The 13,815-nt window shown below is 42.6% G+C and carries 11 protein-coding genes and 1 riboswitch; of the genes, 3 read left to right on the forward strand and 8 right to left on the reverse strand.

Going from position 1 to position 13,815, the window contains the following annotated elements; translation table 11 throughout:
* The first annotated feature begins 174 nt into the window (after positions 1–174).
* Positions 175–1,590 carry an RQC-minor-2 family DNA-binding protein gene (locus FLK61_RS19205; protein ID WP_176010950.1) on the forward strand — a complete coding sequence of 472 codons (1,416 nt, stop codon included), beginning with the start codon at positions 175–177 and terminating at the stop codon, positions 1,588–1,590.
* 82 nt (positions 1,591–1,672) lie between these two features.
* Positions 1,673–1,775: riboswitch (SAM riboswitch) on the forward strand.
* Positions 1,776–1,879: 104 nt separating this feature from the next.
* Positions 1,880–2,959, forward strand: coding sequence for a dimethylsulfone monooxygenase SfnG (sfnG, locus tag FLK61_RS19210; protein ID WP_176010951.1), 1,080 nt, complete (start codon positions 1,880–1,882; stop codon positions 2,957–2,959).
* Between the two features lie 114 nt (positions 2,960–3,073).
* Here the strand turns inward: sfnG and FLK61_RS19215 are convergent, their stop codons facing one another.
* From FLK61_RS19215 to rpsN, 7 genes are all read right to left on the reverse strand, one after another.
* On the reverse strand, positions 3,074–6,313 hold the full coding sequence (locus tag FLK61_RS19215; RefSeq protein WP_249777645.1) for a hypothetical protein: 3,240 nt from the start codon (positions 6,311–6,313) through the stop codon (positions 3,074–3,076).
* Positions 6,310–7,728 (reverse strand): glycosyltransferase family 2 protein, encoded by a 1,419-nt coding sequence (locus FLK61_RS19220; RefSeq protein WP_176010952.1) that lies wholly within the window; start codon positions 7,726–7,728, stop codon positions 6,310–6,312. Before FLK61_RS19220 ends, FLK61_RS19215 begins: the two co-directional genes overlap by 4 nt.
* The gene (locus FLK61_RS19225; protein ID WP_176010953.1) at positions 7,725–8,771 is read right to left on the reverse strand and encodes a HEAT repeat domain-containing protein; all 1,047 of its coding nucleotides are present in this window, start codon (positions 8,769–8,771) and stop codon (positions 7,725–7,727) included. The genes FLK61_RS19220 and FLK61_RS19225 overlap by 4 nt, the downstream gene beginning before the upstream one ends.
* Positions 8,768–9,646 (reverse strand): response regulator, encoded by an 879-nt coding sequence (locus FLK61_RS19230; protein WP_176010954.1) that lies wholly within the window; start codon positions 9,644–9,646, stop codon positions 8,768–8,770. The genes FLK61_RS19225 and FLK61_RS19230 overlap by 4 nt, the downstream gene beginning before the upstream one ends.
* Before the next feature lie 253 nt (positions 9,647–9,899).
* Positions 9,900–10,487, reverse strand: coding sequence for a DedA family protein (locus FLK61_RS19235; RefSeq protein ID WP_176010955.1), 588 nt, complete (start codon positions 10,485–10,487; stop codon positions 9,900–9,902).
* Between the two features lie 131 nt (positions 10,488–10,618).
* On the reverse strand, positions 10,619–10,903 hold the full coding sequence (locus tag FLK61_RS19240) for a hypothetical protein (RefSeq protein WP_176010956.1): 285 nt from the start codon (positions 10,901–10,903) through the stop codon (positions 10,619–10,621).
* 78 nt (positions 10,904–10,981) lie between these two features.
* Positions 10,982–11,251: a 30S ribosomal protein S14 gene (rpsN, locus tag FLK61_RS19245; protein WP_176010957.1), complete on the reverse strand. Its 270-nt coding sequence runs from the start codon at positions 11,249–11,251 to the stop codon at positions 10,982–10,984.
* Positions 11,252–11,409: 158 nt separating this feature from the next.
* On the opposite strand from rpsN, the gene FLK61_RS19250 reads away from it, so the two are divergent.
* Positions 11,410–11,808 (forward strand): hypothetical protein, encoded by a 399-nt coding sequence (locus FLK61_RS19250; RefSeq protein WP_176010958.1) that lies wholly within the window; start codon positions 11,410–11,412, stop codon positions 11,806–11,808.
* A gap of 311 nt (positions 11,809–12,119) precedes the next feature.
* Here the strand turns inward: FLK61_RS19250 and mqo are convergent, their stop codons facing one another.
* Entirely contained in the window at positions 12,120–13,745 is a 1,626-nt protein-coding gene (gene mqo / locus FLK61_RS19255) for a malate dehydrogenase (quinone) (RefSeq protein WP_283811871.1), read from the reverse strand.
* Positions 13,746–13,815 lie beyond the last annotated feature (70 nt).

Below are 13,815 nucleotides of genomic sequence, written 5' to 3' on the forward strand. Positions count from 1 at the left end.
CTGTTTTTTTGCTGATAAGAGAAATGTTTTGGAGGTGGTTGGAGTAAAGTGTTTAAGCTTTGCAATCTGCTCTGATGAAACCCAAGGCAGAAGCTTCTCCTCGTCGTCTTCTTTGTCTAATCCCCCCTATCAGAAGTATAATAAAGGTATCACCCGTTGAAGGAGCTGTTGTACATGACTACGTATCAGCTTGGCTACATTATTGAAGCTTACCCATCACTTGTTTTTGTGCCAGTAGGAGCGAAGCGACATGGCTTTCGATCAATTGGATCGAAGGAGGATCAAGCAAATGTGACTCGTTTACAGCATGCTGCCACTCAAGCATTTAATGAATTAACAGCTGATGAAATCGAGCTCTTGACGTCTTTTCTTAAAACGGATGAACTAAGACTTCCTGTGCCAGTACTCGGTAACGATGAGGCGTTCCCAACTCTTGTCCGCCCAGAGCAATTTTTATGGGAGGAAATGTCTGCGCCGATCCCTATTGTGCAGGACTCGTTTTATCCAAAGGAATATGCCAAACTATCGGCTATCCAGCTTGCATCACACGTAAAAAGCGTCGTAAAAGACTTTATCTTTTGCGCAAAGCTCAGCAAGCAGTCTCGCGAGACATGGCTTGAACAAATGCGTGAAGCATTTGATCAGCATCCGTTTATCCAGCTTGCTCAAGCAAAACGACCAATTGTACACGCTGTTGAAGCGTTAAATAAATCTTCTTTACTTGGTGTTCTTAATTATCCAGAGGACATCTCGTACTGGCGCCACCGCGTTGGCGTCGTGATGCGCCCGTATCGACATATCACACCCGAGTGGCGGTACACGATGTGCGAGCATGACAAGGAGCTCGCAACTGACAACGAGACTCTAGTCTGCACATGCTACGAGTGTGACTATGGGATTACGTATGATTTGGACGAAAATCGGGTCTATCTGCCTTTTGAAGTTGATATGCCACAGGCAATCAAACGTATTGCCACCATTGAACGTCAGTTCAATACGATCGCGGAACAAAGTCCCAAAGTGATAACCGCACTTCGGGAGCTCAGAGAATTACACGATTTCCTTAAGCCATACGAAGAGAAGCTGGTCACGATCTTAACACTCCAGCAGGAGGCAAACACAAACAGCGATCATCCGGCAGTTGTTGCATACCAAGCGATTGATAGCATTCGATTGCCCAATGAGGAAATTGAACCTACGCTTGTGAGCCTGCAACACGTCTATTTACCAGATGTAGCGGTGCTTAAAAAGGTGTCGACCTGGCTGACACTGGACGAGCGCACGCTTTTAGAGGAGCTAGAGCAAGTCGAGGATACTCTACGCAAAAGCGTCGAAGCGAACAGACCAAAGCCGGATGATATTTTATTTAGCCGAAAAGGCTTCTCTATTACGCGAGTGGAAGTAGAATCGATTCAACAGCTTGTTAGCATGGAGCCTATGGAGATTTCGTCTTATCAGCTCGTACAAGCGTTAAAAGGAAACCCGTCAAACAAAATTCGAACGTTAGGACTTCATCAGTCAGCCTTATTTGGACGACTTCATGACTGGCCTGAAAAATATATAACGAAGCTTGTTCAATCAATCATGTAAAATTATCTGTTCGTTCAAATAATTCTAAAAACTTCTTGACCTTTTTAGTAGACCTGCTAGAATAAAGCCTAACTTAATCATTTTCTTATCACGAGAGGTGGAGGGACTGACCCTACGAAGCCTCGGCAACCGGCTATTGCACGGTGCCAAGTTCAGAGGATCTATAATAGATCCGAAGATGAGATTAGACGGATAGCCACATGTTGATGTGACTTCAAGCCCTCTTTTCTTCACCTTAAAGAGGGCTTTTTATCGTGATAAGAGGATGCATAAACAAGGAGGAATAGAAATGTCGAATGTACAATTTGCGTATTGGGTTCCTAATGTTAGTGGTGGATTAGTCGTGTCAAAGCTCCCTCAGCAAACAGGGTGGGATGTTGAGTCAAATAAGCGCTACATACAGCTAGCTGAAGAGGTTAATTATGATTATGCACTGTTCCAAACGCGTTGGTTTGCAAGCTATGGAGCGGAGAATCAGTTAGAAGCCATCACCCTTGCCTCTGCTTTAGCAAGCGTAACAAGTAAGATTAACCTTATTGCAGCTGTCCATCCGGGTCTTTGGCATCCTGGTGTATACGCGAAGATGGTCGCAACACTTGATAATATTAGCAATGGGCGTGCCGCATTAAACGTTGTTAGTGGATGGTTTAAACAGGAGTTTATCGGTTACGGGGAGCACTGGCTTGATCATGATGAACGCTACCGTCGCTCTTCTGAATTTATTCAAGTATTACGTGAGCTCTGGACAAAGGAAGAAGCAACGTTCCAAGGTGACTTCTATCGAATCAATCAGGCTCCGTTAAAGCCAAAACCAGTAAATGGTCAGCCTCCTGTATTCCAAGGTGGTAATTCAAGTGCAGCTCGCGAAATGGCGGCCGAGCATTCCGACTGGTACTTTATGAATGGAAATACACTTGAAGGCTTTAAAGAACAGATCGAGGACGTACGTGCAAGAGCGAAAAAGTATGGACGTGAGGATAAAATAAAGTTTGCCGTAAATGGCTTTGCCATCGTGAGAGATACAAAAGAGGAGGCGGTTGGGCTTCTGCGCGATATCGTCGCAAACGCGGATGACGAGGCTGTGAAAGGCTTCCGAGAAGCTGTTAAGCACGCTGGTCAATCTGCTTCTGACGGTCAAGGAATGTGGGCAAACTCGTCCTATGAAGACCTAGTCCAGTATAATGATGGCTTTAAAACTGGACTTATTGGTACTGCCGAGGAAGTATCGGAGCGTATCCTAGAGTTAAAAGCAATTGGCGTTGATTTAGTACTCACAGGGCACTTCCACTATGAAACGGACCTGCAACGCTTTGGCGAGGAGGTAATCCCGCTCGTCAAACAAAAAGAGCAAGTGTTAGCGCGCGTGTAAGAAGCATAGTAGGGTATCTTCTTCTTTGTCCCATCTCCCCCGATAGACAAAGTGGATAAAATAAAGAGAGCGGGATGCCAACATAATGGCATCCCGCTCTCTTCTATTTACTTTCTAATTACCTATTAATTCATCGTTCTCTTGAGAAAACGCTTCGCGAATGATGTCGTAGGATTTCTTTAATCTCGGTTCGTACTGAGGCAAGTCCCATGTTTCCCACGTGTAAGGCTCGAAGGAAATCGTATTGCCGCTAGCTTGTGGCAGCGTATCGACAATCTCGCCATTCGCATCCGCCTGCATGACAGCTACGTGAATCTCGTCAACATCACGCATCACCTGCTCTCCTTCACCGAAGAAGTCACCTAGCACCTCGCGCTGACTCGGGTCGGTAAAGTGTAGTAAGAGCCAAGGAATTCGAATTTCGATGATCCCATTGTCTTCACTAATTTGATAGTCAGCGAGCGAATCATAGTCTTCTGATTCAGGATCGGCATTACCGCGTCGGAGCTTACCCGTTTCATACGTATCGAACGGTATTAACTCCTGTGTACTTGGAATTAAGAGCTCTCGATTTAGTACATAATCAATCGTCTCAAAGTTTCCAGAGTTACTATCCGGAGTCTCCCCATAAATTTCGATCAAATCCAATTGATCTTCGTATAGGAAAGCTAGATAATCATAATATTGATCCACCCAGATGCGCGATTCCTGCTCATCCTGACTAATTTGAGCAATAAATTCCACGCCTCGATCAAAGTCGAGATTTGGGAAGTCAGTTGATGTCGTATTCCCCTGATCTGGGACTGTATCGAATAAAAGATACGCGTCACCGTCAGCAAGTTCATCTCTATTAATACGTGCATATAGGAAGGTTTCGTCATAATCTAGTTCAAGCGAGTTTAACGTGTTATCACCAGTAGCGATTTGCGTTGCTTCAGGCCACTCCTCGTCCTCACCATTTACAATGACCTTATCTCGATCAAAGGCTAAAAGACCAAAGCGTTGCTCATTCGTTTGTGTATTCGACCAAAACGGGCGTCTGTCTGGATTATCATAGTCCATCGTGTTCCACGTACGTTTAAACCATTCATCCTGCCAAGAGAATACCATTCCACCAAGCATTCCTTCTGCAATGATATCTTCATACAGGTTGGCAACTAACTCTCCTTGCTCTTCTTCTGAAATAAAGCCTTGATGCTTCCCTTGAGGGTTTTCGTGCGTACGTCCTCTAGACGCCGGAATGCCAAACTCGGCTACTAAAACTGGCATATCGTGCACTTCATGTAGGTCACGCAGATAGCCAGCATAGCTATTTGGTTCTCCACGGTGATCAATAAACTCCAAATACTCCTCTTCGAAGTTAAAGAAGTCCGGATAGTACGGATAAACGTGATACGAGGCAAACTGATTAGTCAGCTCATAGTCACCTTTTACATGAATCACGTTAGGGTCCACACTCGCCATATCTTCTTGTTCATTCGGCTCCGATGGATGATCTAAAATATCCGTCGTCACCCAGTTTGTAAAGCTTAGTGGGCGAACCCATCCATAGTTATCATGTTCGAAGGATGCAATAAAGTCCATTTGCTCAGCAAGCCAATATTCAAACGGCTCGGCATTCTCCGTATAGACAAAGTTACCGTCGTAATCTCCCATACCTGCGTGTTCCTGATTCGTGTTATCCACCATAAATGGATACCACTCAATTCCAATAATCCAGCCTGCTACGTATTCCGATATATCCGCTTGATACGTACCAGATGCATGTCCCACGCGTGGTGGAATGATAGCATTTCCATGAATAACATTCACGATATCCTCCATCTCCTGCTGGAATTCCTCCGTGTTTTCTTCGTGGAACGCGTCTAGATCTTCTTCTAAAATCTCTTCATTTACCCATATTCCGTGGAAAACATAGATGTTGTCTTCATGCTCATCGTTATATTGCTTTAATGCGCGATAAAAACCAGGTGGATGAAGCGTGTAGACCCGAATGCTGTTTGCTTCCATCTCGCCGATCATCTCAAACCATTGGTAATACTCTTCCTCAGAGATTCCTGCTTCTCCTGGGAATGTACCAGGCTTCGCTTTCCCGATGTTAACACCTTTAATTGTCATCTCTTCCCACTGATCGTCCTTTAACACTTCAAAGGTCTGATCGTTCACGCGGGAGATATGAGATATTCCCTCTGCATTTGCAAAACGATTCTCATCTGCTTGTTCGTCTGAAGAAGCGATCATGTCTTGATCTTGCTGAGCTAATATCGAACGCATGGTTGGGACATACACATTCCAATAAAAAGCATTATCAGAGAATGCTGATCCTAACCGATACATCGTCGGTAGCCCTCTTACTCTCTCAAAAGACGGTACGTTAGCTACATCGTTAAAGTCACCTGCGAAGTAATAGCTACCTGAGTTCCCATGCGTATTTTGTACAATACTCGCAAACTCTGTTGGGATGCCCTGCTCTTCTAAAAGAGACTCGCCTGCTTCTGTAAGCTCCCATGAATAGGTTGCTAAAGCCTGTGCATTTCCTTCTGGAACAACGATATCGAACCAGTACTCATACGTAGAGGATCTCGTATCTGGCAAGACCTCTTCCCCAAGCTCAGTTAGGGCTACTTCAATACCGTCGCTTGTTACATGATCACGGGTTAAGACCACAAAGTCACTTGTCACATCATTAACTAGAAGAAACCCTGGTCCTTCGTAGTTCCAATCAGCACCATGCTCCTCTACAACCCACTGAGGGATTTCATTATTAATCTCGTAATCTAGCTCATTAAAATATCGACCAACCCACCCTGACCAGTCGACACCAAGATACTGGGTCATACTGTCTTGGACATTCTGCTGTGTTGGTGAGGCAAACGAGTTAAATTCTACAATCAGCGTGCTTGGTTCTGACTGATTTAAACGATCAACAATGGCAGACCATTCGCTTTCCTCCATCCCACCGTAAAGCTGTTCTGATCGGGAGCCTTCTCTTTCAGCATCTGCATTTATCCAAGGCAGATCCTCTTCATATACACCGTACGTATCGGCAATGTAAATGAGTTCGACACCATCATAGGACTCAGGCAGAGGACGCACCTCATGCGTCTCTGCCTCTTCATCTACAACAAATCCATAATAGTCTGATGAAGCATCGTACTGTTCTCCATCACTTTGCACGTACCGGTAGTGATTTAATACCCATGTAAGTCCAAGGTGCTCTCGATACGTTTCGTCTGATACTGTCTTATCAATAATAGCTACATCTAACGTTTTTTCTTCTTCAATAAACCAACCTATAACCACTGCCGCTATAATAGCAGCGATTGTGCCTATAAGGCCCATCGCTAGCTTCACTTAGCAGGCACCTCCTCTTTCGCAAGACCCTTGCGATCTAAATGTCCCCAATCACTTCGTTTAAAGATAAATCGAATCATACCTTCCAATCGCCAAATAACGGATAATGGGCGATACCAAAACACTTCAGTTAGTGAAAGGAACGTTAATTTAAGAACGTCAGATACTTTTGGGTACGTATCTAAGTTCCAAGAAATAAATAGTACAGACATCATGGAGAATACGGAACCGTATAACACGAATAAAAGTGCCAAAACGACCGCAAATTCTATATAAACGCTACCAGTAAGCAGTGCCCAAATGATAAACATATACCCAGCAAACTCAACGACTGGTCCAAGACCCTCCACTACCCAAAAAAATGGCATTGACACTGTACCTACACCACCGTATTTAGGGTTAAAGGTCATTTTTTTATGACGCCATAAGCTCTCCATTAAGCCTTGATGCCAGCGTCTACGTTGTTTGCGTAGCGCTCCAAATGTCTCCGGTGCTTCCGTCCAACAAACAGGATCTGGAACAAATTCAATTCGCTTCTTTACATCGTTATCACGCATAAAACGGTGTAAACGAACGACGAGCTCCATGTCCTCTCCAACAACTCCTGTTGCATACCCTCCTGCACGTACAACCCATGATTTCGAAAAAACGCTAAATGCTCCTGATATAATGAGAACTAAATTAAACTCACTAAGTGCAACACGTCCCATTAAAAATGCTCTAAAATACTCGATTACTTGCATCATAACGAGAGGAATAGAGGACAAGCCAACCTTTAAAACGGACCCAAGCTGGATATCTGATCCATTAGCAATACGCACACTTCCTCCTGCTGCAATCACATCTCCATTTGACGTAATGATCGGTTGCATCACTCGAAGAAGAGATGTTCGATCAAGGATCGAGTCACCATCTATCGAACAGAAATACGGATAGGAGGAAACATTAATCCCTGCATTTAATGCATCTGCCTTTCCTCCCTTATCTTTATCAATAACTAAGACATTCGGGTGGATAGCCGACTCGTACACCGCATGAATGGTTTCAGACTGTAATGCTTTAGGAATAACTCTGTTACGTGGCTGCATATCAAAATGAGTAATAACTGTTTGAAGCGTTTCATCTGTTGATCCATCATTGATAATAATAATTTCGTATTGGGGATATTCCAAGTTTAACAAAGAATGGATACTTTCGATAATACCTTTTTCCTCATTATGCGCAGGAACTAAAATTGATACAGGCTTTGTGTAAGCATCCTCCATACTTGATTTGTCCGCTATCCCCTTATCTAGCTTGTGTTCTTTACGAACTTTTATCAAAGAGGCAATTAACATAAATAAATAGGATCCAATAACCACTAATGTGTAAATTAAGATGACGTAGAAGAAAAAGAAGACAATAAATTGTGTCATGATGCCGACCCCCTCTCTACCATTTCCGTCGCCATATCTACAGCGAAAGGATCTTTAGAACTTGAGATAATTCCTTCTAAAATATCTCGTCCACCCTGTTGCTTAGAAATGGTAACAGCCGCTTCTCTTCGAACGTGCCAGCTTGTATCTTCCATAAGCTTGCGGAGGATCGGTAAAAAGGTGTCATCTCCAGCAATTCGTATTAGTTTAGCTGCCATAAGACGCTCTTCCCAGTGATCAGAATTAGCACTATCTATGATAATTTGTTTATTATAAATAAATCCTATCGTATAGAGTGCTTTTAACGCCCGAATTCGTATTTCTAAATCAGTAGACTCCAAATAACTCTCAAGGAAAAATAGGTAGTCTGTATTACGTCTCTGACCGACCATATCGAGGAGAGCTAAAGTGAATGGGCGTGTTAAATCTGTCTTTGCCTGTATGCATTTTTGTACTAATTCTTCGTTCATCACGTAAATAATTCCATGAATATCATGCTCATGGAGGGGAACTTCAGGGTCGTTCATTAAACCAATTACATCCTCTTGTTCAAAGAAAGCAAGAAGTTTATACATTTGAACAATTTCTACTCGTGACAAGGCTCGTTCCGAGACAAGTAAAGCGCGAATGTCGGGAAGTAAACTTTCCATACGGAAATCCATGATTCGATACAATGTATTGACCCGTTCACTCCATTTCGATGAGTACAGTAGCTTTCGATATCTATCTTGCAGGTGTTTATCTGCAAAAAGGTAAATGGCGTCCTCTGTATTCTCAGAGTATATATTTTGCTTGTACGTTAGTAATAGCTTCTCCACTGCTCGGTGAGCTACCTTTGTTTTTGGAACTAAGAACTGTCCGTCATTACTACCATTAATCAAGAAGTCTTCCCAATCTTTTGCGTATGTCTCCATGTAATGCGCAACTTTTTCTTCTTCTCTATTCTGTTGAATACGTTTAAAAGAGAGGTACGCCACGAACCCAAATAGTATTAAAAGAAGAGCACCAATCCCAACTGACATAATTAGGATGATGGTAGTCATCGTCGTGCCCCCTTTACTAATCGAGTGAGCTTTGCTTCTAATAGACGGACATTTAATGGTTTAACGAAGTACTCATCTACCCCTTGCTCATAGTAGTAAAGCATTTCAGACTCTATATGACGCTTTGAGAGCATCACAATAATGAATTTTTCATCATTAGGTAACGCTCTTAGATGATGGAGCACTTCTTTCCCATTACGTTTTTTTAGCAAGTCATTCATGATAATGATGTGAGGTTCTCCAGAACGATACCAGTCCGACGAAAGAAAATCATCACCATCCTCAAATTCTTGCGCATGTAGCTCAACATGACCAACCACCGCTCGGTTTAGTGCGGCACGTAAAACTTGCTTTAGGATAGGATCATCTTCAATAATACTTGCTTTCATCTTTTGAAGCGGTTTTTCAGAAAATGATCTGTTCACAAAAATAGGTAGATTACCACTATAAGTTGCATCTTCTAATGAGCTTAATCCAGTATGGTAGGCGACATCAAAGCTTGTCGTTGGATCACCTATTTCTAAAATGACTGCTCGCATTTTAGAAATTGACCCGACTTCCAGTTTTTCTAATCCACTAAAAACTCGCTTTAAAAATGCCTGCGCTTCATCTTCTCCAGTATTGGCAAGTAGAAGTACAAATCCTTGCCCTCCTTCAAGAGGAAAAAGTAAGTCAGATTTTCGACAAATCTCTTTTACGTAGATGGTGGTGTGCTTCATCTCTTCCTCATTCATTTGTTCATCGATCGTCACGTTCAATTGGACAACTACAAAGGTAAAACTCACCCTAGCTCTCATACTGCTTACAACCATCATGTCAAATACCTCTGAAACCGATACGTCCCTACTAACGTTTACTGCTGTACCCATACTCATAGTTTCTCCCTCTTTCCTCATTAGAGTGATATCTCACTTTGACAAGTGACAATTTGACTTGTACTCTAAATCACGGCCGGCACCACTTAGCTATGAGTAAAGAACTAAAATCAGCGTCTCTAAATTGATATAATTATATATGATCATTACATAAAATGGAATAGAGAAGTCGAATTTTGTTGATTATTTCATAATTTTTTTAGTAATCGAGTCATAACAAAAAACTACAGATCAAATCGACCTGTAGTTCTAGTTATTTGGCGTCTTTTACAACCTGCTTTTGTTTTAATCTCACTCTATACAAGACGTATAAAACTATTAATCCAACGATCACTGCCATCACAACATATTGCACCTGTTGGAAGATTTCATACACCTCGCCAACGTTACCTAAACCACCTAAATAAAGCATAGCAAACGCTACTGGAAGCACTCCGATAAACGTAAAAATACCATATCTCGTTGGACTCATTTTACAAAAGGTCGCAACGTAAACAATATACCCCATACCAAGTACTCTTCCAATTGCTATCGTCCATTCCCGATATTTTTCTGCCCGAGCAATCATTTTTTTGACTCGCTTAGAGCCCATTCTTTTAGTCACAGCATCCTGATATTTTAGCGCAAATGCATATGGTATGTAGGATACGGCTGTATAAATCAACGCAGATAGCAGACTAATCCATACAAGCTCCATTCCTGTAGGGTTGATCAAATACCCATATAATAAAAAGATAATCGCAGCTGGGAATGGGATCGACAATGCCTCCACACCAATTCCAATAAACAACCCAACTAATCCGAGCTCCCGTAAAAATTCTAAGATCATTTGTATCATCATGTACCTCCTAGACCTTCCTAAAGGCGCTATACCCCTTTTTTGATTAGGAAAATCTAGTAAATTGGATGTTAAAAATAATGTATAAAGTCACATAAAAAAGCCTATACGCATCCTTGGCGCATAGACTTTATTTACAGGTTTAGGCGGAGTAATAAATAACGAACTGTTTTCTCTTTCCCACCCAAATCCTTACAGTCGAGCTTTTCTTCTTTTACGAGACGAAGAAGCTCTTCGTCTGACATAGAGTTTGCAAACGCCATAAATGGACGTGGGTCCTTGTTATCGTCATGACGCTCTTCAGCCTCCTGTTTCCATGCCTTCAGCTCTAGCTTTGTTTTTCTCGTACACGCCTCGTATGTTGCTTCGATTGTCTGATTTACTTCATCAATCGTTGTCACAGCCGTTTGCTCGGTCACCGAATCCCTCCATATAACTGTTAGTTATATGGTAACAAGAATAACTGTCGATTTCAAAGGTGTCGCATGATCGCTTGCTTACCAGCTTGCTTTTTTAACACCCGGTAATTGACCTTTGTGTGCAAGATCTCTAAATTTAATACGAGATAGCTTAAATTTACGCATATAGCCTCTTGGACGACCTGTAACTTCACAGCGACTGTTTAAACGTGTTGGCGATGAATTGCGCGGTAGCTTCGCAAGTGCTGCGTAGTCACCCTTTGCTTTTAATTCACGACGCTTTTCTGCATATTTTTGAACAAGCTGCTCACGCTTTTTTTGACGAGCAACCATTGATTTTTTAGCCATGTTCGTTCCTCCTTAAATATTAAATCGTAAGTGTTACGATTTGTAACTTGTTCTACTATACCCTCTCTATTTTCGCCTGTCAAATCCTTTACACATAAAACAAAGTATGATTAAATAGTTTTAAATCGTAATAATTACGCTTTAAAGGGGCGCTTGCTATGGAACACAACCAAAACCGTATGATGTTTGCACGCACGTTATATATACATTCCCTTCCTTCTATAGATAGAGCAATTTATGAGTTTGTTGATGAGCTAGAGCTTGAAGCCGCGGACGTCGCCGTAACAAGCGATCATTTTTTACAGCTGTTACGCCACCAGTCTCCGATTGAGCTTGCCGCGGAAAAATTTAATCGAACGCCTAAAGACGTTTATGAATTAGTTATGCAAATTGAAAGAAATATACAAGATGAGCTAGATGCCTACAGTGATTCCATCAAATTCGTTGACTACACAGACGTCTTGTCCTTGTATGGGGATGAGCGTGGGGATCGATCGGATGCTGCAGATATGAGTATAGGTCGAAAGAAACTTTTTCTAATGACCTTCGGAAAGTAAGGTTCTTTTCATTGAAGCTCGATGCTAAGCATCACGAGGTTAGTGATGCTTATTTTCTGCTGTTTAGAATGCATGTTGCTACTCGTTATGTGCATGTTTTTCTGCCACGTGCATTTCTCACTCCGCTGTGTGCATTTTCACTTCGCCGGTCTGCATTTCATCCCCTTCCGTCTGCATTACTACACGCTCCATCTGCATTCTTTTCCTCAGCGCGCTTCTCCGTACACACACAAAAAAGAGGCGCAAAATAATGCGCCTCCCATCGTTCACTATTTATAGCCCTTTTCAGCCTGTCTTCTCATTTCTCTTTGTTACTGTACAGCTTGATTTTGCTCTGCCACAGTTAAACCCAATACACGATCGGTCTTCTCCTTAATCTCATCAAATAGTTCTGGATGGTCTGACAGCATCAGGCCATAGGATGGCACCATTTCTTTTAGCTTTGGTTCCCAATCTGCAATTTGCTCTGGGAAGCAACGCTTAAAGATTTCAATCATGACCTGGACAGCAGTCGAAGCACCTGGCGAAGCTCCGAGAAGTGCTGCGATGGATCCGTCCTCCGCCGTTACTACTTCCGTACCAAATTGAAGCGTTCCCTTACCGCCCATCTCTGTATCCTTAATGACCTGGACGCGTTGGCCAGCAACGACAACCTCCCAATCCTCACTCTTTGCGGTTGGTACAAACTCGCGTAAGTCGTTCATCCGCTTTTCGTGAGAGAGCATCACCTGCGAGATCAAGTACTTCGTCAGTGGGATCTCCTTAGCACCGGCCGCAAGCATCGTAAAGACGTTGCTTGGCTTTACCGACCCCATTAAATCTAAATTCGACCCCGCCTTTAAAAATTTGGGGGAAAATCCGGCGAACGGACCAAAGAGAAGAGCTTTCTCGCCATTCATATAACGTGTGTCTAAGTGAGGCACCGACATAGGAGGTGCTCCTACTTTTGCTTTACCATACACCTTTGCATGATGACGTTCGACTACTTCTTTATTTTTACACGAGAGGAACAACCCACTAACAGGGAAGCCTCCGATATTCTTTGATTCTTTAATACCTGTCTTTTGTAATAGGGGCAGGCTTCCGCCGCCACCGCCTATAAACACAAACTTTGCTTGATGATACTCAATGGTGTTGCGCTCTTCGTTACGGACCTTTACTTCCCATAGTCCATCCTTTGTGCGCGTAAAATCTTCTACGCTATGACGATAGTTGATTTGGACACCTTTTTGACCCGTTAAATGATTGAAAAGCATGCGCGTTAATGCTCCAAAATTGACATCTGTTCCTCCGTCAATTTTTGATGCAGCAATAGCTTCGTTTCTGTCACGACCCTCCATCATAAGGGGCATCCATTGACGTAAAACGTCCGGATCATCAGAGAACGCCATCCCTTGGAAGAGTGGATTCGTTGATAACGCTTCCAAACGTTTCTTTAAAAAATCGACGTTTTTCTCCCCTTGAACCATGCTCATATGTGGGATTGGCATAATAAAATCGCCTGCATTGCTAATACGTTTTTGTTCCACCAAATACGACCAGTATTGCTTCGATACTTGGAACTGCTCATTTACATTGATTGCTTTCGTACAGTCAATCGTACCGTCTGGCTTTTCGGTTGTATAGTTAAGCTCGCATAAGGCTGCGTGCCCAGTACCTGCATTATTCCACTCGTTTGAGCTTTCTTTCCCTGCACTATTTAATTTCTCAAATACTTTTATCTTCCACTCTGGCGCTAGCTCCTTCAGTAGCGAACCCATCGTCGCACTCATGATACCCGCACCAATTAAAATAACATCTGATTTTGTTTGAACGCTGCTCATGATACCCTTCCTTACTTCACTGAATTTGCAAAAAAGAAAGACGCATCGATAAAGTACGACGATCTTTTTTGGAACGCTTTGCGCCTTATTTACTCTTTGTGAAAACTTTCGCACAAATATACGTTATCAGATAATTATAAACTATTTCACACTAATGATAAAGGAAGAAATAGGGTAGACGTAA

It is taken from the genome of Paenalkalicoccus suaedae, assembly GCF_006965545.2.
Taxonomy (GTDB): Bacteria; Bacillota; Bacilli; order Bacillales; family Salisediminibacteriaceae; genus Paenalkalicoccus; species Paenalkalicoccus suaedae.